Origin of the sequence: Caulobacter flavus (assembly GCF_003722335.1) — a bacterium.
GTDB lineage: Bacteria > Pseudomonadota > Alphaproteobacteria > Caulobacterales > Caulobacteraceae > Caulobacter > Caulobacter flavus.
In genome coordinates this window covers 256,391-279,691 of sequence record NZ_CP026100.1, presented here as the reverse complement: position 1 = coordinate 279,691, position 23,301 = coordinate 256,391, and the positions used below count along the sequence as shown (strand labels likewise).

At 71.2% G+C, this 23,301-nt stretch carries 18 protein-coding genes and 1 pseudogene; 7 read left to right on the top strand and 12 right to left on the bottom strand.

Translation table 11 applies throughout. From position 1 onward, the window contains the following. Positions 1–13 precede the first annotated feature (13 nt). The gene (locus C1707_RS01395; RefSeq protein WP_101712873.1) at positions 14–1,057 is read right to left on the bottom strand and encodes a LacI family DNA-binding transcriptional regulator; all 1,044 of its coding nucleotides are present in this window, start codon (positions 1,055–1,057) and stop codon (positions 14–16) included. Positions 1,058–1,502: 445 nt separating this feature from the next. Between C1707_RS01395 and C1707_RS01390 the strand changes: the two genes are divergently transcribed. Continuing rightward, positions 1,503–3,965, top strand: coding sequence for a glycoside hydrolase family 3 protein (locus tag C1707_RS01390; protein WP_420808217.1), 2,463 nt, complete (start codon positions 1,503–1,505; stop codon positions 3,963–3,965). A gap of 76 nt (positions 3,966–4,041) precedes the next feature. Here C1707_RS01390 and C1707_RS01385 read toward each other — a convergent pair whose 3' ends face one another. The 6 genes from C1707_RS01385 to C1707_RS01360 form a co-directional block, all read right to left on the bottom strand. Continuing rightward, positions 4,042–4,971, bottom strand: coding sequence for a LytTR family DNA-binding domain-containing protein (locus C1707_RS01385; protein ID WP_240633841.1), 930 nt, complete (start codon positions 4,969–4,971; stop codon positions 4,042–4,044). Next, a complete protein-coding gene (locus C1707_RS01380) occupies positions 4,869–5,546 on the bottom strand; it encodes a DUF2306 domain-containing protein (protein WP_101712871.1) in 678 nt (225 codons plus the stop codon). Before C1707_RS01380 ends, C1707_RS01385 begins: the two co-directional genes overlap by 103 nt. A 76-nt stretch (positions 5,547–5,622) precedes the next feature. Further along, complete coding sequence (locus tag C1707_RS01375; protein WP_101712870.1) at positions 5,623–6,843, bottom strand: hypothetical protein; 1,221 nt, start codon at positions 6,841–6,843, stop codon at positions 5,623–5,625. Between the two features lie 81 nt (positions 6,844–6,924). Continuing rightward, positions 6,925–7,191, bottom strand: coding sequence for an Hpt domain-containing protein (locus tag C1707_RS01370; RefSeq protein WP_101712869.1), 267 nt, complete (start codon positions 7,189–7,191; stop codon positions 6,925–6,927). Beyond that, positions 7,188–7,568, bottom strand: a complete 381-nt coding sequence (locus tag C1707_RS01365) for a response regulator (RefSeq protein WP_058347799.1) — start codon at positions 7,566–7,568, stop codon at positions 7,188–7,190. Before C1707_RS01365 ends, C1707_RS01370 begins: the two co-directional genes overlap by 4 nt. After that, on the bottom strand, positions 7,565–10,084 hold the full coding sequence (locus tag C1707_RS01360; RefSeq protein ID WP_101712868.1) for an ATP-binding protein: 2,520 nt from the start codon (positions 10,082–10,084) through the stop codon (positions 7,565–7,567). Before C1707_RS01360 ends, C1707_RS01365 begins: the two co-directional genes overlap by 4 nt. Before the next feature lie 160 nt (positions 10,085–10,244). Between C1707_RS01360 and C1707_RS01355 the strand changes: the two are divergent. From C1707_RS01355 to C1707_RS01345, 3 genes and pseudogenes are all read left to right on the top strand, one after another. Further along, positions 10,245–11,845 (top strand): annotated as a pseudogene (locus tag C1707_RS01355) (fatty acid--CoA ligase). Continuing rightward, positions 11,845–12,741 (top strand): oxygenase MpaB family protein, encoded by an 897-nt coding sequence (locus tag C1707_RS01350; RefSeq protein WP_101712867.1) that lies wholly within the window; start codon positions 11,845–11,847, stop codon positions 12,739–12,741. The pseudogene C1707_RS01355 and the gene C1707_RS01350 overlap by 1 nt, the downstream one beginning before the upstream one ends. Positions 12,742–12,792: 51 nt before the next feature. Next, a complete protein-coding gene (locus C1707_RS01345; protein ID WP_101712866.1) occupies positions 12,793–13,461 on the top strand; it encodes a dihydrofolate reductase family protein in 669 nt (222 codons plus the stop codon). Between the two features lie 208 nt (positions 13,462–13,669). Here C1707_RS01345 and C1707_RS01340 read toward each other — a convergent pair whose 3' ends face one another. After that, positions 13,670–15,964: a glycoside hydrolase family 3 N-terminal domain-containing protein gene (locus C1707_RS01340; protein WP_180896920.1), complete on the bottom strand. Its 2,295-nt coding sequence runs from the start codon at positions 15,962–15,964 to the stop codon at positions 13,670–13,672. A 185-nt stretch (positions 15,965–16,149) separates the two neighbouring features. On the opposite strand from C1707_RS01340, the gene C1707_RS01335 reads away from it, so the two are divergent. After that, entirely contained in the window at positions 16,150–16,869 is a 720-nt protein-coding gene (locus tag C1707_RS01335; RefSeq protein ID WP_101712865.1) for a cytidylyltransferase domain-containing protein, read from the top strand. A 9-nt stretch (positions 16,870–16,878) separates the two neighbouring features. Here the strand turns inward: C1707_RS01335 and pseH are convergent, their stop codons facing one another. From pseH to C1707_RS01320, 3 genes are all read right to left on the bottom strand, one after another. Beyond that, positions 16,879–17,457: a UDP-4-amino-4,6-dideoxy-N-acetyl-beta-L-altrosamine N-acetyltransferase gene (pseH, locus tag C1707_RS01330; protein WP_101712864.1), complete on the bottom strand. Its 579-nt coding sequence runs from the start codon at positions 17,455–17,457 to the stop codon at positions 16,879–16,881. Between the two features lie 44 nt (positions 17,458–17,501). After that, on the bottom strand, positions 17,502–18,491 hold the full coding sequence (gene pseG, locus C1707_RS01325; RefSeq protein WP_420808271.1) for a UDP-2,4-diacetamido-2,4,6-trideoxy-beta-L-altropyranose hydrolase: 990 nt from the start codon (positions 18,489–18,491) through the stop codon (positions 17,502–17,504). 118 nt (positions 18,492–18,609) lie between these two features. After that, entirely contained in the window at positions 18,610–18,834 is a 225-nt protein-coding gene (locus tag C1707_RS01320) for a hypothetical protein (RefSeq protein WP_101712862.1), read from the bottom strand. Positions 18,835–18,965: 131 nt separating this feature from the next. On the opposite strand from C1707_RS01320, the gene C1707_RS01315 reads away from it, so the two are divergent. Then, a complete protein-coding gene (locus tag C1707_RS01315; protein WP_101712861.1) occupies positions 18,966–21,254 on the top strand; it encodes a glycoside hydrolase family 3 N-terminal domain-containing protein in 2,289 nt (762 codons plus the stop codon). 163 nt (positions 21,255–21,417) lie between these two features. Here C1707_RS01315 and C1707_RS01310 read toward each other — a convergent pair whose 3' ends face one another. Beyond that, positions 21,418–22,005: an aspartyl/asparaginyl beta-hydroxylase domain-containing protein gene (locus C1707_RS01310; RefSeq protein WP_101712860.1), complete on the bottom strand. Its 588-nt coding sequence runs from the start codon at positions 22,003–22,005 to the stop codon at positions 21,418–21,420. Positions 22,006–22,055: 50 nt separating this feature from the next. Between C1707_RS01310 and C1707_RS01305 the strand changes: the two genes are divergently transcribed. Further along, positions 22,056–23,201: an aspartyl beta-hydroxylase gene (locus C1707_RS01305; RefSeq protein WP_123170701.1), complete on the top strand. Its 1,146-nt coding sequence runs from the start codon at positions 22,056–22,058 to the stop codon at positions 23,199–23,201. The last annotated feature ends 100 nt before the right edge of the window (positions 23,202–23,301 follow it).

Here is a 23,301-nt window from a genome sequence, read left to right as displayed (position 1 = left end):
GTGCAAGGCTTCTTTATGGCGGCGGCGCGGTCGAGGCGCGCAGCGCCAGTTCGAACGGCAGCAGGTGGTCGGCGCGCGACAGCTTGCCGTCCTTGGCGGCCGCGGCCACCAGCAGGTCGACAGCCTGGGCGGCCATTTCGGCCACCGGCTGGCGCACGGTGGTCAGCGGCGGCAGCGACAGGCGGACGCTGGGCGTGTCGTCGAAGGTGGCCAGCGACAGTTCGCCGGGCACGGCGATGCCCAGCCGGCGGGCCACGTGCAGCACGGCCAGGGCCGTCTCGTCGTTGCCGGCCAGGATGGCGGTGGGGCGATCGGCGCGCGACAGCAGGGCCTCGGCCGCGACCTCGCCGCCCTCGAAGGTGAAGTCGCCGGGAACCAGCAGGGTCTCGTCGACGGCCAGGCCGGCGGCGGCCAGGGCCTGGCGATAGCCGTCCTCGCGGGCGCGGCTGGCCAGGAAGCGGGCGCTGCCGGTGACGAAGCCGATGCGGCGGTGGCCCAGCCCGACCAGGTGCTCGGCCAGGCGCAGGGCGGCGGCCTGGTCGTCCATCCGCACCCGGGCGCCGGGGCCGGCCTGGGCCGAGCCCAGGCGCACGAACGGGATCTGGGCCTTCTTCAGCGCGGCCAGCACCGCCGGGTCCTCGCAGTTGGGCGGGGTCAGGATCACGCCGTCGGGGCGAAGGGACGACAGTACGTGCTGCACGCGCCGGGGCAGCTGGTCGCTCTCCAGGTCGATCAGCTCGCACAGCAGGTGATAGCCGTGGACGTCGCAGCGGAGCATGGCCCCGTACTGCATGCGGTCGATCCAGTTGTTGCCCCGGTCGCTGCGCCAGTTCTCCAGGGTCAGCTTGCGGTCGTTGAAGGCGACGATCAGGAACGAGCGCGAGCCACCCAGCCGGCGGGCGGCGATGTTGGGGGCGTAGCCCAGCTGGTCGATGGCCGCCTGCACCCGCTCGCGCAGCTGCGGCGTGACCGTCGGCTCGTTGTTGACCACGCGCGACACGGTCTTGACCGAGACCCGGGCCTTTTCGGCGACATGGACGATGGTGACGTTGCGCATCGGGCTCCCGTCGCCAGCTTTCGGCACGGTGTTAGCGATAGCGCGGCCATGGCGGCCGAGTCGAGCCGGTTCCTTCGAGGCGGCCTCAGTAAACGCTGTCGACACATCAAGTAAGACATCGTTGTCAAAGATTTCGCGTTTTCTAAATTTCGGCAAAATCGCTTGTAGAGAAAAGGCTTGCGGCCGATTTGTCCTCAAGTGGACAAATATAAGCGTGTTGACAGCAAGTAAGACAACGTTGTCTCGTATCGGTGTGAGGCGGTCGCGAGCAGACGACCCCGCGAGCGGGAGGCCAGATCCATGCCTGAAGGGCATGGCCCGGGAGCCCCGCGCGCTCCGTCGGCCAGCCGCCGCCTCGAAGCCCTACGCTGCTCCCGTGGCGTGTTCGGGCGCGGCGGCCTCTTTCCCCTTGGCCGTCGCGCCCCTTTTTCGATCGAGGTCGCCCGTGACGCCGTTCCGTCTTTCCGCCCTGGCCCTGCTGGCCGCCACCAGCCTGACGAGCGTCGCGGGCGCGCAGGTTCTGACGCCGGCGGGCAAGGCCGCGGCGAACGTCGCCGCCTGGCCGGCGGTCAAGAGCCCGGCGGCCCTGACCGACGCGGCGACCGAAGCGAAGATCACCGCGCTGATCGCCAAGATGTCGGTGCGCGAGAAGGTCGGCCAGACGATCCAGGCCGACATCGGTTCGATCCGTCCCGAGCAACTGCGCGAATATCCGCTGGGCTCGATCCTGGCTGGGGGCAGCTCGGGCCCGAACGGCAACGACAAGGCCGGCCCGAAAGAGTGGGCGGAGTTCGTCGACCTGTTCCGCGCCGTGTCGCTGGAGACCCGCGACGGCCACGTGCCGATCCCGCTGATGTTCGGCATCGACGCCGTGCACGGCCATAACAACGTGGTGGGCGCCACGCTCTTTCCGCACAATGTCGGCCTGGGCGCGGCCCGCGATCCCGACCTGATCGAGCGCATCGGCAAGGCCACCGCCGAAGAAGTGGCCGTGGCCGGCGGCGACTGGACCTTCGGCCCGACCGTGGCCGTGCCGCGCGACGACCGCTGGGGCCGCTCGTATGAGGGCTATGGCGAGGATCCCGAGATCGTCAGAAGCTACGCCGGCCGCATGACGCTGGGCCTGCAGGGCAAGCTGGTCGCCGGCAAGACGCTGGAGGCCGGCCGCATCGCCGGCAGCGCCAAGCACTTCCTGGCCGACGGCGGCACGCTGAACGGCAAGGACCAGGGCGACGCGGCCGACAGCGAGGCCGATCTGGTCCGCCTGCACGCCCAAGGCTATCCGCCCAGCATCGAGGCGGGGATCCTGACGGTGATGGCCTCGTTCTCCAGCTGGAACGGCGTCAAGCACACCGGCAACAAGACCCTGCTGAACGACGTGCTGAAGGACCGCATGGGCTTTTCCGGCTTCGTGGTCGGCGACTGGAACGCCCACGGCCAGGTCGACGGCTGCTCGAACGTCTCGTGCCCGCAGGCCCTGAACGCCGGCCTCGACATGTATATGGCCCCCGACAGCTGGCAGGGCCTGTTCGACAACACGCTCAAGCAGGTCGAGAGCGGCGAGATCCCCATGGCGCGCCTGGACGACGCCGTGCGCCGCATCCTGCGGGTCAAGGTCAAGTCGGGCCTGTTCGAGCGCGTCGCCCCGCCGGTGCAGGGCCGCTACGAGCGCGTCGGCGCCCCCGACCATCGCGCCCTGGCCCGCGAGGCGGTGGCCAAGTCTCTGGTGCTGATCAAGAACGACGGCGTGCTGCCGATCAAGGCCGGGGCGAAGGTGCTGGTGGCCGGCGACGCCGACGACATCGGCAAGGCGGCCGGCGGCTGGACCCTGTCTTGGCAGGGCACGGGCAACACCAACGCCGACTTCCCCGGCGCCCAGTCGATCTGGAGCGGCCTGAAGGACGCGGTCGAGGCCTCGGGCGGCAAGGCGATCCTCTCGAAGGACGGCGCCTTCACCGACAAGCCCGACGTGGCGGTGGTGGTGTTCGGCGAGACGCCCTACGCCGAGTTCCAGGGCGACCTGCAGCACCTGGAATACCAGCCTGGAGACAAGACCGACCTGGCCCTGCTCAAGAAGCTCAAGGCTCAAGGCGTGCCGGTGGTGGCGGTGTTCCTGTCGGGGCGTCCGCTATGGGTGAACCCCGAGATCAACGCCTCGGACGCCTTCGTCGCCGCCTGGCTGCCGGGTTCGGAAGGCGGCGGGATCGCCGACGTGCTGGTGGCCGGCAAGGACGGGAAAGCCAAGCGCGACTTCACCGGCAAGCTGTCGTTCAGCTGGCCCAGGCGCGCCGACCAGGGCCCGCTGAACCATGGCGACAAGGGCTATGACCCGCAGTTCGCCTACGGCTACGGCCTGTCCTACGCCAAGCCCGGCAAGGTGGCGAAGCTGGGCGAGGTGTCGGGCGTGTCCGGCGCCGGCGTCAATGTCGACAAGTACTTCGTGGCCGGTCGCACGCCGGCGCCGTGGCTGCTGTCGACCGCTGGCGGGGTGAAGCTGACCGCCATCGACGCCGCCGCCCAGGAGGACGCCCGCCTGGCGACCTGGACCGGCCCCGGCGCGCTGCTCGTCAATGGTCCGCCCGCCGACCTGACCCGCCAGACCACCGGCGACCTGTCGATCGCCTTCACCTACCGCGTCGACGAGAAGGCGACCGGGCCGGTGGGCTTCTCGGTCTCGTGCGGCGAGGGCTGCGCCGGGGGCGTGGACGTGACGAAGATCTTCGCCGACGCGCCCGTGGGCGAGTGGCGCAAGACCCAGATCAAGCTGTCGTGCCTGAAGGCCGCCGGCGCCGACATGAGCCGCATCTCCTCGCCGGTGGTGCTGTCGGCCCAGGCCGGCTTCAAGCTGGCCTTCCGCGAGATCCGCCTGGAGCCGACCGACGCCCACGTGACCTGTCCGGGGCAGTAGGGGCGGCGTCAGCCCATCCCATCTCCCGTCATTCCCGCCCTTGGGTGGGAATGACGGGAACAGGAGGAGGGCTATGTCAGCCGGCCTGTCCGCCCAGCCGCTCCAGCAGCGCGTCGCGGTACGTCCGGCTGGTCACCACCTCGTCGCCGCCGGCCATGGCCAGCCGCCAGGAGCCGTCCGACAGCGGCCGGGCCTCGCGCACGTGGGCCAGGTTGACCAGACTGGAGCGATGGGCGCGAGCGAAGAGGCGGGGGTCGAGCCGCGCTTCCAGGCTCTGCAGCGTGGCGCGCAGCAGGCCCTCGCGCCCTGCCCAGTGGACGACGACGTAGTTGTCGGCCGCGCCGAACCATTCGACCGCCGACAGCTCGACCGGGATGCGGCGCGCGCCCGACATCACCATCAGCCGCTCGCCCTGGGGCGCGGGGGCCACCGCGCGGGCCTCGGCGAGGGCGGCTTCCAGCAGGGCGTTGCGGTCGCGGGCCTCGCGGGCGCGGCGGTGGTGGGCCGCGGCGAGGCCGACCGCGACGACGGCCGAGTAGAGCAGCAGGCAGACCGGCGTGCGGTCCAGCACGCGCGCGGCCAGGTCGCCGCCGTCGCCGATGAAGGCCCGGTCGATCAGGCTGGCGGCGAGGGCCTCCAGCGGCACGACGGCGACGCCGGCCGCGAAGCTGGCGGCGATCCCGCGCCCGCCGGCCCCGAACCGACGCAGCAGCAGCCAGACCACTCCCGCCGCCGGCAGCCACGCGGCGTAGATCGCGCCTTGCCACAGCAGGGACGCGGCCACCGAGAGGGTCTGGCCGCGCCCCGCCGCCAGCCGGCGGGCGAACCAGGCGGCGCTGACGCTGGTGACCGTCCAGCTGTAGGCGGTGAAGGCCCAGACCCAGGCGCTGGTCGGCGCGGCCTTCAGGCGGGCGACCAGGCGCGCCGCCGGCGTCGGAGGACCAGCACGGCGATCCAGATCATGGCCATCGGTTGGAAAAGGAAGGTCGGCCAGAGCTGGCTCCATGGGGCGGGCAGGGCAGTGAGGAAGTTGCCCGAGAAGGCGCTGAGCACCGCGCCGTAGGCCCCCAGCATCTTCATCAGATGCTCGTAGGTCCAGAGGTCGGGCGTGAACGGCCAGTCGGCGGGCCGCGAGAACCGCCAGAGATCCCAGCCGCCGACCAGGAACGCGCCCCAGACCAGGGCGATGGCCGGCGCGCGCGGCGCATCGCTGTCGCCGCTCAGGAGCAGGACCAGCACCCAGGCGCCGATGGCGACGACGGCGAGGGTGACGGCCCAGTCCAGCGGCCTGGCCCGCTGGCCCGGATCCAGGTCGGGGCGCTTGCGGCGCAGCACCCGCACGCCCGAGAACAGGCCAAGGCTGGCCGTCGCCGACAGGGCGGTGAAGTAGGCGTTGAAGTGCAGCGCCGTCATCACCCAGGCCGCCGCCAGCATCACGCCCATCAGGCCGACGAACAGACGTCCCGACAGCCGGTGCAGGCGCGAGCCCTTGCGGCTGAGGATGGGCGCCAGGCCGGCCGCGACGGCGGCGAGGCCACAGGCGATATGCAGGCAGAGGGTGGGGGCGAAGAGCGTTTCCATGACCGCCGTGGTGGACGGACGGACGCGGCGGCGACAGCGGTCTGGGGCGAGCGGCGGCGAGGCGGGGTGAACAGTTCTAGCCCGCGAAGTTCGCGGACAGCATCCGTCGTATCTCGTTCGCCTGGCGCGGCCGCCCCAGGATTTCCAGACTATTCGCCAGAGCCGGCGGCAGGTTGCTCTTGGTCATTATGTGGTGCACCGCTTCCGCAGGGGTGGACCCGACCGGAGCGCTCAGAGCCCGTGCCAGGTGTGCGTCGTAGTCCTCGGCGAACAGCGAACGGGATCCGATGTAGTAGACGGTCTGCAGGTCGGCGATCTTCTCCGTCGAGAGCGCCGCGAGGACCACCGCGTCGGCCGCCTCCGAAAGCCGCCAGATGGCCTCCAGATCGATAGGGTCCATTTGGAAGACGTCCGAGCCCAGGTCGTCGGCCGGCGGTTTGGCGGGGCGATGGGCCTTGATCCACTCCGTCACGATCAGATGTATGTCCGCGTCCCCGAGATGGGCGAGATCGAATTCCTTGCCAAGCGAGCCGGCCATTTGCCGGTGCGCCTTCACGACGTTGATCGCTCGGGTGAGCTGGTTGCTGCTGAGGCCGAACCGGCTGCGAGCCGCGTCCTTGGCCTTCGTGATCGCCTCTCTCGTCCAAGCGTCGAACGGCGGCAGCATGGCGGCGAGCGCGAAGAGATCGGTGCGCGACAGTTCGGTGGTGAAGGTTCCAGTGCGCCGCTCGTCCACAAGCCGATGGCTGCAATGGCGGATCGCGGTCAGGGATCGATCCAGGTCCAGCAGGCTTCCCCGGATCCATTCCAGATTGCAGAGGGCCTTGGTTTCCAGGCTCTTCTGGCCGTCCTGCGTGTGTGCGTAGCGCAGTTGCTGGCCGTCCTCGTCGACGGCGTGAAGGCTGTCGACGAAGATCTTCAGGGCCTGAACGTGGGCGCGAAACGCGGTGTCGCCTACGTTCGCATCGTCGATGAACGCCCAGTGGGACCGGATGTCGTGGTTCTTGGCGTGGGCCTGCCCGAGAACGCCGGCCTCTACAAGGCGGTCGATCACGTACTTGAGCGAGAGCTCGACGGCGTGGCGCGCATTGTAGAGAATCGGCATGGCCAGCGTGTCGCGCTTGGCGTACTGTCGCTTGTCGATGACCGCCGCGGCGAGTTCGAGCGCGGCCTGCATGTAGCCGTCGACATAATCTTCGTCGCTGCTCTGTATGCCGATGCAGGCGTTCCATTCGTGGCCGGGAATGACCTCGAAGAAGGGGTCCGGCGCGGTGGCCGCTGTGTTCTGGGAAGACATGGACTTGAGCCGACGAGTCTGCGGGGAGAGGCCTCGCTATAGCAGAGGTAGAGCTTCGTCCACGCGATGACGTCACGCGGTTCAGGCCGCCAGCGTCTCCAGCGCCGCGATCAGTTCGGCGAAGGCCTCGGGCGGGGCTTCGCCCTGGTCGATCAGCAGGTCGTCGAGGTCGCGGGCCAGGTCGGTGATCGCCCTGTAGCCGAAGACCCCCGCCGCGCCGGCCAGGCGGTGGACGATGTAGTGCTTGTCCTTGGTCGAGGTCTCGGCCGCGCGGAGCTTGGCCAGGTCGTCGGCGACGCGGACCAGGAACTTGGCCCGCAGCGGGGCGAGGGGATCGGCGGTGGTCATCGGGCCAGGATCGCGCGCACGTCCTGGGCCAGGGTCATCGGGTCGAACGGCTTGGTGATGACGTCGGCCGCGCCGAAGCCCAGCAGGCGGGCGCGCTCCTCGGCCTGGGCGCGGGCGGTGATGAAGATCACCGGCGCGCCGTCGACGTCGCCTCTTTCGCGAAGCCTGGCCAGCACGGCGGGGCCGTCCATGTCGGGCATCATCACGTCCAGCAGCACCACGTCAGGGCGCCAGGCGTCGCCGTCGAGCATGGCGAAGGCTTCCGCGCCGCCGCCGGCCGAGCGCACTTCGATGCCGGGATCCAGCTCCAGCGAGAAGGTCGCCACCTCGCGGATGTCGGCCTCGTCGTCGACGTACAGGAGCTTCAGGTCGGTCATCTGCGTCTCTTGGAATCGGCGTCGGCGGCGAGCTTGCGCACAGTTCGGGCCAGCTGGTCCAGCGTGGTCTTGGACTTGGTCAGCACCGCGTCGACGGAGGCGGCCAGCGCCTTGTCCTCCAGCGGCTGGGCCGAGAAGACGATCACCGGCACGGGCTCCTCGCCGCCCGCGTGCAGGTCGCCCAGCAGCTCGACGCCGTTGCCGTCGCCCAGGCCCAGGTCGAGGATCACGACGTCGGGCCGCGCCTCGGCCAGGGCCGCGCGGCCGGCGCGCACGCTATCGGCGTGGCGGATGGCGCAGCGTTCCTGCAGGGCGTCGCGGACCACGGCGTGGACGTCGAGGTCGTCCTCGACGTGCAGCACCTCGATGCGGCGGCTGTCGGCGTGGCCGTTGACGGCGCGATGCACGGCGGTGCGCAGGCGGTCCAGGTCGATGGGCTTCTGCAGCCAGTCGACGACGTCCAGCGCCTCGCCCCGGCCCTCGGCGGCCTCGGCCGAGATCACCAGGGCGGGGATGTCGCGGGTGGCGGCGTCGGCGCGCAGGCGGCGCAGCAGGTCCAGGCCGCTGCCGTCGGGCAGGCGCACGTCGGTGACGAAGGCGTCGAAGCCGCCGATCTCGATCACCGCGCTGGCCGAGGCGACGTCGCCGACCGTATGCACCCGCACCCCGGCCTCGCGTAGGGCCTGGGACAGGACCTCGGCGATGTCGGGATCGTCCTCGCACAGCAGCACGCGGGCCGCGCCCTCGCTGGTGTCGATCACGCGGGGGCGGGTCTCGATGGTCGCCAGCTCGAACATGAAGGTCGCGCCCTGGCCGGGCTCGGACTCGAACCACAGCCGTCCGCCGTGGCGCTGGACGATCTCGCGCGAGATGGCCAGGCCCAGGCCCGTGCCGCCCTTGGCGCGGGTGTCGGAGGCGTCGGCCTGGGCGAACTTGGAGAAGATCCGGTCGCGGAAGTTTTCGGGCACGCCGGGGCCATGGTCGCGGACGCAGAAGCGCAGCACGTCGGGACGCGGGGCGGAGACCTTGACCTCGACCACGCCGTCGGCCGGCGAGAACTTGGCGGCGTTGGACAGCAGGTTGGCGGCCACCTGGGCCAGGCGGTCGGCGTCGCCGCGCACCAGCGGCAGGCCGGGCGCGACGTCGAGCTCGAAGGCGACCTGCATCTGCCCGCCCAGGCCGCCCATGCCGTCCACCGCCCGCCGGGCCAGCTCGCCCAGGTCCAGCGGCCGCAGGTCGAACTCCATCTGGCCGGACTCGATCTTCTCGATGTCGAGGATGTCGTTGATCAGCCGCACCAGGCGCTGGCAGTTGGAATGGGCGATGCCCAGCAGGCGCGCGGCGCGCTCGGGCAGGGCCCCGGCCGCGCCGCCGACCAGCAGGCCCAGCGACCCGGCGATCGAGGTCAGCGGCGTGCGCAGTTCGTGGCTGACGGTGGAGACGAACTCGGCCTTCAGCTTCTCGACCCGGCGGCGCTCGGAGATGTCGCGGATCGAGGCGGTGATGCGCTCGCCCTCGGGCAGGCGCACCAGGCCGATCGAGGCCTCGATGGGGAAGGTCGAGCCGTCGGTGCGGCGGCCGGTCAGCTCGCGCAGCACGCCCTTGGAGAGGTCGTCCGCGCCCGACAGCTGGCGGATGAACAGCTCGCCCCGGTCGGGCAGGTCGACGAACTGGGCCAGGGCCTTGCGCAGCAGGGCCTCGCGCTGCAGGCCGAACATCTCCTCGGCCGCCTTGTTGACCGTCTCGATGGTGCCGCTGGGATTGAGGGTGACGATGGCGTCCTGGGCGTTGTCGAGGATGGCGTCGAGGCGCCCGGCCGTCGCCTGGGCGACGACGAACAGCTGCTGGCGGGCGCGGATCTGACGCGACAGCATCAGGAAGGCTGCCAGCAGGAACACCACCAGCACCACGAACAGGGTCTGGGTCAGGCGCTCGGTGCGCTGGGTCATGGCGTCGTTGGCGGCCACCCTGCGGTCCAGCGCGGCCTTGTCGGCGGCCTGGAGTTCGGCGACCACGATGCGGATCTCGTCCATGATCACCTTGCCCTCGCCGCTGGAAACGAGGGCGCGGGCGGCGTCCTCGCCGTCCTCGCGGCGCAGCCGGATGCCTTCCGCCATGGTCGTCTGCTTGCGCTCGGTCAGAGCGACCAGGCGGTCGAAGACCGGGTCGTCGCCGGCGACGACGTCGCCGTCCTGCTGGCGCAGTGCGCGCAGCGAGGCCAGCTGGCTGGGCAGGCGGCGAAGCGCGGCGTCGTAGGGTTCCAGGAACCGCTGCTGGCCGGTGATGACGAAGCCGCGCTGGCCGGTCTCGGCGTCCTGCAGCAGCGAGAACACTGTCTGCAACTGCATGCGCTGCTCGTAGGACTGATTGACCGCCGCGCGCAGCGTCTTGCCGCGGACGAACTCCCGCTGCAGCTCGAAGGTGACGAGAAACAGCAGCAGCGGGGCGACCACCAGCCCGAGGATCACCGAGATCAGCAGGCCGCGCTGTTCGCGGCGCAGGAGGAAGCTGGTCATGGACAGAGGGTTCCTCGGGGCGTTCGAGTCGCCAGCTTAGGGCCGGTCGGCGGCGCGACCAAACGCGGGTTTCCCGCTACCGTTGACTTACCCCGGGTCACGGCGAAAACCATGTTATCCGAGCGGCCGCGCCAGACGGCCCGCAGGGAGATTACGGTTGATGACCCAGGCCGCCGTCGACTTCGCCCGCATGCCCACGCTGGGCGACGTCGCCCGTTATCACGCGCAGGAGCGGCCCGACGCCGTGGCCTTCTCGTTCGAGGGGCGCGAGACCCGGTTCTCCGACCTCGACCGACACACCAACCAGGTGGCGCGGGCCTTGATCGCGCAGGGGCTGAAGCCGGGCGACCGCATCGCCTATGTCGGCAAGAACAGCGACCACTATTTCGAGCTGCTGCTGGGCGCGGCCAAGGCCGGCGTGGTGATGGCCCCGGTCGGCTGGCGCCTGGCCCCGGCCGAGATCGCCTACATCGTCGGCGACACCGAGGCCAGGATGGTGTTCGTCGGCCCCGAGCTGGTCGATCACGTCGGCGAGGTGGCCAGACTGCTGCAGCCGCCGATCCCGCCGGTCGTGGCCATGGAGCCGGGCGGTCCGGCCGACCTGCCGCTGTTTCCGGCCTGGCGCGACGCGCAGAGCGACGCCGATCCGGAGACGCCGCTGAAGTCGTCCGACGTGGTGCTGCAGCTCTACACCTCGGGCACGACCGGCAAGCCCAAGGGCGCGATGCTGACTCACGACAACCTCTTGGCCATGCGCAAGGCCGCCGCCGAGCGCGCCCCGATGGACTGGAACGTCTGGGGCCCCGACGACGTCAGCCTGGTGGCCATGCCCGTGGCCCACATCGGCGGCACCGGCTGGGGCCTCGTGGGCCTGTTCAACGGGGCCAAGGGCGTGGTGGCGCGCGAGTTCGACCCGACCAAGGTGCTGGATTTCATCGAGCACGACCGGGTGTCAAAGATGTTCCTGGTGCCCGCGGCGCTGCAGATCGTCGTGCGCCAGCCCGGGCCCGCCAGATCGACTATTCGCGGCTGAGCTACATCCTCTATGGCGCGGCGCCGATCCCGCTGGACCTGCTGCGCGAGAGCATCGAGGTGTTCGGCTGCGGCTTCGTCCAGCAGTACGGCATGACCGAGACCACCGGCACGGTGGTCTACCTGCCGCCGGAAGACCACGATCCGGCGGGCAACAAGCGCATGCGCTCGGCCGGCCTGCCGATGCCGGGCGTCGAACTGCGCATCCTCGACGAGGCCGGCGGCGTTCTTCCCGCGAACACCGTCGGAGAGATCGCCGTGCGCAGTTCGTCGAACATGGCCGGATACTGGAAGCTGGACGCGGCCACCGCCGCGACCATCGACGCCGACGGCTGGCTGCGCACCGGCGACGCCGGCTATCTGGACGAGGACGGCTATCTGTTCATCCACGACCGGGTGAAGGACATGATCGTCTCCGGCGGCGAGAACATCTATCCGGCCGAGGTGGAGAGCGCCGTCTACGGCCATCCGCACGTGGCCGAGGTGGCGGTGATCGGCGTGCCCGACGACAAGTGGGGCGAGGCGGTCAAGGCGGTGGTCGCGCCCAAGCCCGGCGTCACGCCCGATCCGGAAGACATCATCGCCTTCGCCCGCACGCGGATCGCGCACTTCAAGGCCCCCAAGAGCGTGGATTTCGTCGAGGCCCTGCCGCGCAACGCCTCAGGCAAGATCCTGCGCCGCCAGCTGCGCGAACCCTACTGGGCGGGCCGCGAACGACGGGTGAACTGATGGCCGATCCGCTCTCCCGCGCCGCGGCGCGACTGCTGACGCCCGACGGGGGACCGGCGATCGACTTTTCCGCTCCGCCGGGGGCGCCGGCCCTGATCGGCCCGGACTCGGTGTCGTGGCGTGTGTTCAAGAACCCCGTGTCGCTGTTCGTCGGCGGGATCACGGCGGTGATCCTGGAACTGGCCGAGCCGCGCGTGCGCTCTGGCGTCTGGGACCATTCCAGCTTCAAGGCGCAGCCGCTGAAGCGCCTCAAGCGCACCGGCCTGGCGGCGATGGTCACCGTCTACGGCCCGCGCGAGACGGCCGAGAAGATGATCGCCGGGGTGGTGCGCATGCATGGCCACGTCACCGGCGAGACACCGGCCGGAGTGGCCTACCAGGCCAACGATCCGGCGCTGCTGGACTGGGTGCAGGCCACCGCCAGCTTCGGCTTCATCGAGGCCTATCATGCCTACGCCTGCACGCTGAGCCAGGTCGAGCGCGACGCTGCTTTCGCCGAGGCCGCGCCCGGCGCCCGACTCTATGGCGCGACCGGCGCGCCGACCAGCGAAGGGGCCTGGAAGCGCCAGCTGGCCCTGATGCTGCCCAACCTGGAGCCCTCGGAGATCGTCTTCGAGTTCCTCGACATCATGACGCGCACGCCGCTGCTGCCGGGACCGCTGCGGCTGATCCAGAAGCCGCTGGTGCGGGCGGCGGTCGACATCGTGCCGGTCGAGGTGCGCGCGCGGCTGGGCCTGGGCGAGGCCTGGTCGCTGAACGGGCTCGAGCGGCGCCTGGTGCGCATGGCCGGATCCAGCGCCGACCGCGTGCCGATCAAGGGCGCGCCGGCGGTCGAGGCCACGCGGCGCATGGGCCTGCCGGAGAACTATCTCTATCGCCGGCGGGCGGCGCTGTAGGATCGCACCCAGGCTAGGCGTCCTTGGGGGGAACCGCGAGGAGGAAAGGCCATGAGAAGACTGATCGTCGGGGCGTTTGTCAGCCTGGACGGGGTGATGCAGGCGCCGGGCGGGCCGGAGGAGGACCCGACGGGCGGCTTTCGGTTCGGCGGCTGGCTGGTGCCCTATTCCGACCCCGTGCTCGGCGGGGCGATCATGGCCCAGTTCGAAAAGCCCTTCGACCTGCTGCTGGGCCGCAGGACCTACGAGATCTTCGCCGCCCACTGGCCCTACCAGGATCCGGAGGACCCGATCGCCAAGAGCTTCGGCGCGGCGACCAAGCACGTGGCCACCCGCTATCCCGAGCGCCAGCTTACCTGGGAGAACAGCCGCGTCGTCGGTCCCGACGCCGTCGAGGGCGTGCGGCGGTTGAAGGACGAGGACGGACCCGACCTGCTGACCCAGGGCTCGACCAACCTGCTGCACGCCCTGCTGGCCGCCGACCTGGTCGACGAGATCAACCTGCTGGTCTTCCCGGTGGTGCTGGGCGCGGGCAAGCGTCTGTTCGCGTCCGACGGCGCGCCGGGCGCCTGGACCCTGGCCGGCTCGATCCTCACCGACGCAGGCGTAGTGGCCAACCGCTACGTCCGGGCGGGCGAGGTGGCGACCGGCTCGTTCCTGCTGCCCGACCCCAGCGCGGCGGAATTGAAGCGCCGGGCCGAGTGGGCGGCGGAAGGCTAGGGTCTTGATCAGATCTGGCGGTGCATCGACGTCGAGAAATTCGCTCTTCTGCCGATCGTCATCCCGGAAAGCGCAAAGCGCTTGTCCGGGGCCCAGGAGCCGGCGCATTGCAGCAGCCCTGGGTCCCGGCTCTACGGTCCGCTGCGCGGACCTTGGGCCGGGATGACGAACAAGGGGCCGCAAACAAAGGACGGATCCTGGCCTTGGCTCACGCCACGCTGACCGGCGTCAGCAGGGCCGTGGCCGGATCGCGGCCCTTGCCGGCCGAAGCGATCGTGAAGGCGCCGCGCAGGCGGATGTCGGCCGAGGACGCGCCGACCATCACCTCGATCCTGCCGGCCTCGATCCGCCAGCCGTCCGGGCTCCAGATCGCCAGCTGGGCGGCGGCGAGGGTGAAGGTCACGCGCCTGCGCTCGCCGGGTTTCAGGGTCAGGCGGGCAAAACCGCGCAGTTCCTTGACCGGCCGCGCGACGCTGGCGACCGGGTCGCGGACATAGAGCTGCACCACCTCGTCGGCCTCGACCGCACCGGTGTTGGCCACGGTCAGCGAGACCTTCACCGCGCCGGTCGGGGCGATGCTGTCGCGGTCGAGAGCCAGGTCCGAATAGGCGAAGGCGGCGTAGCTCAGGCCATGGCCGAACGGGAACAGCGGGCCGATGTCGACGTCGTGGTAGCGGACGGTGTCCTTGGCCAGGTCCGGATCGGCCGGGCGACCGGTGGGGACGTGGGCGTAGTAGGTCGGCGACTGGCCAGTGGCGCGCGGGAAGCCGACGGGCAGGCGGCCGCCGGGCGCGGCCTTGCCGAACAGGATCTCGGCCAGGGCCGGGCCGGCCTCGACGCCGAGGAACCATGTCGCCAGCACGGCCGGGGCCTTCTCAAGCACCTCGGGCGCGACCAGGGGCCGGCCGGACGGCAGCAGCACGACCACCGGCTTGCCGGTCGCCAGCACCGCGCGGGCCAGGGCGCCCTGGGCGCCGGGCAGGGACAGATCCGAGCGGCTGCGCGACTCGCCGCTGTGGTCGAAGTCCTCGCCGACCATCAGCAGGACGAGGTCGGCCCCCTTGGCGGCCTCGACGGCGGCCGGGATGCCGCGCTCGTCGTCGCTGCGAGGCGAGGCGCCGGCCACGTGGACGATCTCGGTTCCGGCCGGAGCGGTCGCCTTCAGCGCCGGCAGCAACGGGGCGACGTCGGCGACCTGGCCGCGCGCCTTCCACGAACCGAGCTGCGAGAGGTTGTCGGTCGCCAGGGCGCCGATGACGGCGATCTTCCTGGCGGTCGGCGCGATCGGCAGCAGGCCGCCGTCGTTCTTCAGCAGCACCACGGCCTTGCGCGCCGCTTCGCGGGCGATGGCGCGGTGCTCGGGGCCGACGAACACCGTCTTTTCGCGCTCGGGATCGCCGAAGCGGTAGGGATCGTCGAACAGGCCCAGCCGCATCTTGGCGGTCAGGATCCGGGTCACCGCCTGGTCGAGCAGCGGCAGAAGCGACGGATCGGCCGCGATCGCGGTCTTCAGGTGGGCGGCGTAGACGCCGCTGGCCATGTCCATGTCGACCCCGGCCTTGAGGGCGAGGGCGGCGGCCTGGACCGGGGTCTCGGCGATGCCGTGGTTGATCAGTTCGAGGATGGCGTTCCAGTCGCTGACCACCAGGCCCGGCCAGGTCCACCGGGTCTTCAGCACCCCGCGCACCAGGGCGGCGTTGGCGGTGGTGGGCGCGCCGTTCAGGTCGTTGAAGGCGGTCATCATCGTACTGGAGCCCGCCTTCGCCGCCGCGTAGAAAGGCGGCAGGTAGACCTCGTTCAGCGTGCGGTCCGACAGCTCGGCGCTGTCGTAGTCGCGCCCGCCGGCCGCCGCGCCATAGGCCCCGAAGTGCTTGGCGCAGGCCAGGATCGAGTCCTTGGCGGCGAGACCCTCGCCCTGGAAGCCGCGCACCTGGGCGTCGGCCATGACCGATCCGAGATAGGGATCCTCGCCGGCTCCCTCGACGATGCGGCCCCAGCGCGGGTCGCGGGCGATGTCGACCATCGGCGCGAAGGTCCAGTGCAGGCCGCTGACGGCCGTCTCGACCGCGGCCATGCGGGCCGTCGCCCGCACGATCTCGGGATCGAAGGTCGCGGCCATGGCCAGCGGCACGGGGTAGAGGGTACGGAAGCCGTGCACCACGTCGATGGCGAACAGCAGCGGGATCTTCAGCCGCGACTCCTCGACGGCGGTGCGCTGCAGCTCGCGCAGGAAGGCCGCGCCGGCCACGTGCAGGTACGAACCGACGCCGCCCTTGCGCACCAGCTCCAGAGCGGTCGCGTCGATCTTGGAGTTCAGCGCCTTCTGGCGACCGCCGGCAGGCTGGTGGGTCTGGCCGATCTTCTCGTCCAGGGTCATCTGCCTGAGCAGGGCGCGGACGCGGGCGTCCTGGTCGGCGGCGAGCGCGGGCAGGGCGGGCGTCAGGCCCATCGCGGCCCCGGCGGCCAGCAGCGCGCGGCGGTCGATCAGCGGTCCGTCGGCCATGGCGTCATTCTCCCTTCGATCGTCGCACGCGGTCGTTGGGCACGGAGACCACTATGGTTTGACAACGCTGTCAATAAACTTGGTCGCCACCGGCGCGTGGCGAGCGTTAAAGGCCGCCTTAACCGGCGCGGTCGAGGTTCGGGGCAAACCAGGCGTCGCGGGCGCCGGTCCTTGGAGGGGATGCGATGATCGTCGCCGTGCTGCAGGCCCGGATGAGCTCGACCCGCCTGCCGGGCAAGGTGCTGGCCGACGTCGCCGGCGCGCCCATGATCCTGCGCCAGGTCGAGCGTCTGCGCAGGGCGGCCTCGATCGAGCGACTGATCGCGGCGACCTCGGATCAGGCGAGCGACGATGCCCTGGCCCGGGCGCTGGAGGCGGCGGGCGTCGAGGTGTTCCGCGGCTCGCTGGACGACGTGCTGGGCCGGTTCGCCGGCGCGGTGGCGGGCCTGGAGGAAGACGACCAGATGCTGCGCCTGACGGCCGACTGTCCACTGGCCGATCCGCGGCTGATCGAGGCGCTGATCGCCCGTCATCTGGCCAGCGGCGCCGACTACTCGGCCACCACCCTGCCGCATCGCACCTATCCGATCGGGCTGGACGCCGAGATCCTGAGCGTGGGCCTGTTGCGGCTGATGGCGCGGGAGGCGACCGACCCCTACGAGCGCGAGCACGTCACGCCGTTCGTCTATCGCCGCCCCGAGCGCTTCGTCCTGGACGGCCTGACCCAGGCGGTCGACGAGAGCCAGGTGCGCTGGACCGTCGACCTGCCGTCGGACCTGGCGTTCGTCCGCGCGGTCTACGAGGCGCTCTATCCCGGCAAGCCCGACTTCGGCCCCGAGGACATCCGGGCGCTGGTTCGTGGCCGGCCCGACCTGCGCGCCCTGGGCGACCTGCCCCGGATATAGGCCCCGGATCTAGGCGGCCGGCACGTCCGACAGGTCGAAGCCCTTGGCGATCAGCCGATCGCGCGCGGCCTCGCGGGCGGCGCCGCGCCATTCGCTGGCCAGCAGGCCCAGGCCGATGACGTCCACGGGCTCGCCGCCCTTGACCACGTGGTTGCGGAAGATGGCCTCGCGGGTGAAGCCGAAGCCCTCGTGCAGGCGCCAGACGGCCTTGTTGCTCTCGATGACCTCGCACCAGAGCTTGGCCAACCCCAGCACGCCGAACACGTGCTCGATCACCCAGTATTCGACGAAGCTGCCGACGCCCAGGCCGCGCACGGCCGGGTCGGCCAGGTAGTAGGCCCAGGCGCAGCGGCGGTTCCCAAGGTCGATGTCGGCGAGGTTGGCCAGACCCACCGGGTGGCCGTCCAGCTCGATGATCCAGTAGCGCACGGCCGGATTGGATCCCACGCGCGCGAACCAGGCGGCGTGCTCGCCCTCGGAGATCAGGTGGTCGCTGTACATGTAGGGGGCGACGGCGTCGGAGTTGCGCCACGCCAGCAGCCGGTCCTGGTCCTCGGCCACGAGGGTCCGAAGGGTGACGTTCGGCATGTTGAGGTCGTCCTGACGCTTACTGGCTTACGCGCGGGTAAGTGTCAGGCGAGCGTAGCTCGAGTGTTTCCCAAACGGGGCGAAACCAAGGCAAGGAAGCGATCGGCCGTGCGCTGGGCGCCCAGCCCGTCGCACACGGTCGCGGCGGCGGCCGACATGGCCCGCCAGGCGTCCGGATCGCCGACGAGGGCTGCGAAGGCGCTTCCGAGAGCGTCGATCTCGGCGCTGGCCAGCGCCCGATGGGCGCCCAGGTCCGACAGCGCGTGGGCCGCCTCGCGCTGGTTGTCGGCCAGCACCAGCGACAGGGTCGGCAGACCCAGCACGCAGCGCTCCCAGCTGCTGGAGCCGGCCGCGCCGACGGCGAGGTCGGCCTGGGCCGTCAGGCGGGGCATGTCGCGGCTGTCGACGTGCAGGGTCAGGCGCTGATCGGCGGCGGCCAGGGCGCGAAGGTCCGGCAGGCTGGGCGCCTGGCCGCCGACCACGACGTCGAGGCGGCGCTCGCCCAGCACCGGCAGCAGCGCGCGGATGCTCAAAGCGGTGATCCCGCCGACGTCGGTCAGGCCAAGCGAGACCAGCACCCGCTCGACCCGGCTGGTGGTCGCGCGGCGCGCCAGGGTCTCGTCGCGCAGGGCGGCGAAGGCGGGCGACAGGGCCGCGTGGTTGGGGCCGAGCAGCAGTTGGGCGCGCGGCGGAACCAGGCCGTCGTAGTCGGCGGCCCGGCGCATGACGCCTGCGTCCAGCAGCAGGTCGGCGGCCAGCGGCCGGTCGGCCAGGTCGTCGACCACCAGGGTGGGGCGGCCGTCGGCGATCGCGCGGTGGTCGTTCGCGTCCAGGCCGTAGTGGTCGAAGACGAGGGCGTCGTAGTGGGTCGCCAGGGCCGCGGCGCCCGCGATCAGGTCGGCGTCGGCGAAGGTTCCGGCGCACAGTTCGGGCGAGGCGAAGGTGGCGGCGAGGCCGGCGACGGCGGCCGGTCCGACGAAGGCGCAGGCCGCGCCCCGGGCCTCGAGCGCCCGCGCCAGGTTGAGGCCGCGCATGAAGTGGCCGCCGCCGACGCTGGGGCCGGCATTGACGACGAAGAGGATGCGCGACTGGACCAAGGGCGTCTCCGGACGCCCTGGCCTAGCACGGGGTCCGCTCGCGGGCGAGCGGCGGTCAGGCCTGGGCCTGGTGCTCCACGTGGCCGTCGAGGACTTCGGTGCGCGAGAACACCTCCTCCTGGCCGTCCAGCAGCAGTTCCTCGGCCGCGACGTGGTCGCGCTCGGCCTCTTCCAGCACCTGCCGCAGGGCCTCGACCTCGGTGTCGGCCTCGACGAGCACGCTGCGCAGCGGAGCGTGGCCGTCGCCAAGCCGGATCTCGATGCGCCATTGAGCGGACATGGTCGGGTCTCCCTTCAGCCAGACTGATAACGCAAGCGGCCGTCACAGGTTCGCCCGATGAGGGGCGAGGCGTTGCGTGATCCGCCCCGGTCGGCGAGGTTGCCGGCCGCGATACAGTCGGAAGGGATTCTATGGATCGGCGCGTAGCTTCGCTTGAAGGGATCAGCCGTCGCGGACTGGTGGCCGGGGCGGCGGGCCTGGCCGGGCTGGCGGTGGCCGGCAAGGCGGCGGCGCAAGTCCGGGGCTCGCAGAGGGTCGAGGCGTTGATCGCCCAGATGACCATCGACGAGAAGGCCGGCCAGCTGTCGTGCTACGCCGACATGATCCGCCCGCCGGTGGGCGACATGAACCCGGCCGTGAACCTGCGCAACACCCAGCAGCTGCTGGCCGAGACCCGGGCGGGCAAGATCGGCACGCTGATGAACGGCGTCGGGGTCGAGGGCGCGCTGCTGGCCCAGACCGCGGCGGTGGAGCATTCGCGTCTCGGCATCCCGCTGCTGCTGGCCGCCGACGTCATCCACGGCTTCAAGACTGTCTATCCGATCCCGCTGGCCGAGGCCGCCAGCTTCGACCCGCCGCTGGCCTACCGCACCGCCCGCGCCGCCGCGCAGGAGGCCACGGCCCATGGCCTGCACTGGACCTTCGCGCCGATGGTCGACGTGGCCCGCGACGAGCGCTGGGGCCGGGTGGCCGAGGGCTCGGGCGAGGACGTGTTCCTGGGCGAGGCCCTTGCCCAGGCGCGGGTGCGCGGCTTCCAGGGGCCGGACCTGAAGGCCGCGGACTCGATGCTGGCCTGCGCCAAGCACTTCGCCGCCTACGGCGCGGTGGCCGCGGGCATGGACTACAACACCGTCGAGATCTCCGAGGCCACGCTGCGGGAGGTGCACCTGCCGCCGTTCCAGGCCGCCTTCGAGGCCGGCTGCCTGACCGCCATGTCGGCCTTCAACGACATCAACGGCGTGCCGGCCACGGCCAACAAGCGGCTGCTGACCGACTTGCTGCGCACCGAGTGGGGCTTCAAGGGCGTGGTCATCTCCGACTACACCGCCGATCAGGAACTGGTGGCCCATGGCTACGCCGCCGACGACCGTGACGCCGCGCGCCTGGCGATCCTGGCGGGCGTCGACATCAGCATGCAGAGCGGCCTCTACAGCCGCTACCTGCCCGAACTGGTCAAGAGCGGCGCGGTGCCGATGGCGGTGGTCGACCAGGCCGTGCGCCGGGTGCTGATGCTGAAGGAGGCCATCGGCCTGTTCGAGCAGCCGTTCCGCTCGATCGACCCCAAGGCCCAGGCCGCCCGCACGGCGACGCCGGCCATGCGCGCGCTGAGCCGCGAGGCCGGCGCCCGCTCGATCGTGCTGCTGAAGAACGACGGAAACCTCTTGCCGCTGCCGCGCGCGGGCAAGCGCATCGCGCTGATCGGGCCGTTCGCCGACGACCGTGACAACATCCTGGGGCCGTGGGCCTTCTTCGGCGACAAGAGCCTGGGCGTCGACCTGGCCACCGGCTTCCGTCAGGCCATGGCCGATCCCAACCTGCTGCAGACCGTCAAGGGCAGCGACGTCGAGGCCTCGATCCCCGGGGGGATAGAGGCCGCCGTGGCCGCCGCCAGGGCCGCAAACATCGTCGTGCTGGCGGTGGGCGAGGGCCAGAACATGTCGGGCGAGGCCCAGTCGCGCACCGACATCGGCATCCCCAGGCCGCAGATGATGCTGGCCGAGGCGGTGGCGGCTGTCGGCCGTCCCACCGTCGTGCTGCTGCGCCACGGCCGGGCCCTGGTGCTGGACGGGGCGGTGAAGAACGCCCCGGCGATCCTGGCCACCTGGTTCCTGGGCACCGAGACCGGCCACGCCGTGGCCGACGTGGTGTTCGGCGCGGTGAACCCTTCGGGCCGCCTGCCGGTCAGCTTTCCCTACGAGAGCGGCCAGCAGCCCTACGCCTACAATCACCGCACCACCGGCCGCCCGGCCCCGGCCGACAGCGAGATCCAGGAGTACAAGGCCCGCTGGCGCACGGTGAAGAACGAGGCGCTGTATCCGTTCGGCTATGGCCTGGCCTACACCACCTTCGCGCTGTCGAACCTGAAGCTGTCCTCGCCGACCCTGGGCTGGAACGACAAGCTGCAGGTCAGCGCCCGGGTGACCAACACCGGCAGGCGCGAGGGCGTGCACGTGGTGCAGCTCTACACCCGCGACCGGGTGGCCAGCCGCACCCGGCCGGTGCGCGAGCTCAAGCGCTTCCTGCGGGTCAGCCTGAAGCCGGGCGAGAGCCGCGACGTCGTGTTCGAGCTTGAGCGCGGCAGCCTGACCTTCTTCGGCGAAGGCGACCGCTGGATCGCCGAGCCGGGGGTGTTCGACGTCTGGGTGGCGAGCAGTTCGGTGGACGGGCTGAACGCCCAGTTCACGCTGCTGGGGGCGTGATCTCCAAGAACGATAAACCTGCTTCCCTGGGCCCTGTGCCCAGGGCCCATCGTTCAGCCGCTCAGGCCCTTCGAGTTCGGCCCGGGTTTGAGCGGTCGCCGGCATGGGCCCTCGCCACAGGGGCGAGGGAAGCGGAGTTTTTTGGGCTCGCGAAGGCGCGCGCCTAGACCGCCTCTTCCATCGCTCCGGTAAACAGCCCCCGCACCCAGTCGTTGACATAGCCGTCGATCACCAGGTGCACGCGGTCCTCGGTTCCGTGGTTGGCGACGCTGTGGGGGTCGGTGAGCTTGAGATACCAGGCGCTGCCGGCCTCCATCACCACGCGCTGCCCGTTGAGGCGGAAGTCGACGTCGGGATTGGTGACCACCGGCACGTGGAAACGCACCAGCAGCGAGCCGGCGTCCAGGTCCTCGTCGTGGTGGGTCTTGATGACCGAGCCGGGCGCCAGCTTCATCAGCCGCACGCTGGTGGGCTGGAACGGGAAGGCGGCGATCACCTCGCGGAAATAGGGGCAGGGCGCCAGGAACGGCGTGTCCTCGAACGCCGTGGCGCTGGGATCCGAATAGATCATCATCACCGGGTGCGTGGCCCCGGCCTGGCTGCGCAGGGGGATGACGCTCCAGTCGCCTTCGTAGTTCTGCTTCACGAAGTGGGCGATCCAGTCGGTGGAGGCGGCCAGGGCCGCAAGGTCCGCGCGCAGGCGCGACGGATCGAAGGCGAGCGGCAGCTTCAGACGGTCTGGAAATCCCATTGCCCGAGCCTATTGTGCGGCCCTTCAACCGACAAGGGCCAGGGGCGGGCATGCAACTTCAGGCGGACAGGGCGCCGGATCTCGAGGCGCTCGTGGCGCGGCTGGCCGAGGACGCGGCCGCCTGCGCGATCCTGGCTGGACTGTTCCGCGACGAGGATTTCGCCGCCGAGGCGCAGGCCCTGGCAAAGACCTGGGGCCTGTCGGTTCCGGCCGAGGCGCTGAGCCGGGAACTGGCACGCCGCCGCATGGTCCCGCGCCAGGCCGCGCCGCCGGCCGGCTGGCTGCCGGTCGCGGTCCTGCCCGGCGAGGACGCCGTCGACTGGGCGTTCTTCGGCGCGCGGCGGCTGATGGAACCGTTCTTCGGCGAGAGCGCGCCCAAGGTCTGGTCGCTGCCGTTGAACCGGCTGCTGCGCCTGCGCACCCCGCTGTCGGCCCTGGAGGGACTGGCGGGGCCCGCCCCCGACGGCCTGATCTTCCACATGTCGCGCTGCGGCTCGACCCTGCTTGGCCGGATGCTGGGCGCGCCGGACGGGGCGACCGTGCTGTCCGAGGCCGCGCCGATCGACCACGTGGCGCGAGGCGACCTGCCCTTGGCGCGCAAGGTCATGCTGCTGCGCGGCGTCGTGGCGGCGCTGGGCCGGGCGCGGGGGGCGGGGGACGAGCGATTGTTCCTCAAGCTAGACTGCTGGCACGCCCGCTTCTTCGACCTGTTCAGGCAAGCCTTCCCGAACACGCCGTGGCTGCACCTCTATCGCGCGCCGGCCGAGGTGATGGTCTCGCACGCGCGCTCGCCGGGAATGCAGATGGTTCCGCAGGTGGTGGCGCCGGCGGTGTTCGGCCTGGACGCGCCGGCGGCGCCCGACGCCGGCTATCAGGCCGACGTGCTGGCGGCGATCGGCGAGGCTATGCTGGCGGCGTTCGCGGCCGACGACGCGGGTCTGCTGGTGAACTACGAGGCCCTGCCGGGCGCGGTGGCGACGACGGTGCTGCCGCACTTCGGCTGGGCGCCGACGGAGATCGAGGCGCAGGCGATGGCGGCGGCGGCGCGGACCGACGCCAAGGCGCCCGGGCAGGCGTTCCGGCCGGACGGGGCGGCCAAGCGCGCGGCGGTCGATCCGGCGATCCGCGCGGCCTGCGAGGCCCGGCTGGACGGCCTGCACCAGCGGCTGGAGGCGGCTTCGGCGAGGCGGGTCTGATTGTCAGGGAGAGAAGGGGTGGAAGGGGCGCATCTGGGATTGGGGGGTGATGCGCCCCTTCCGGTCGCGGCGTGTCCGGGGGGATGCCGCCGCGATCAGC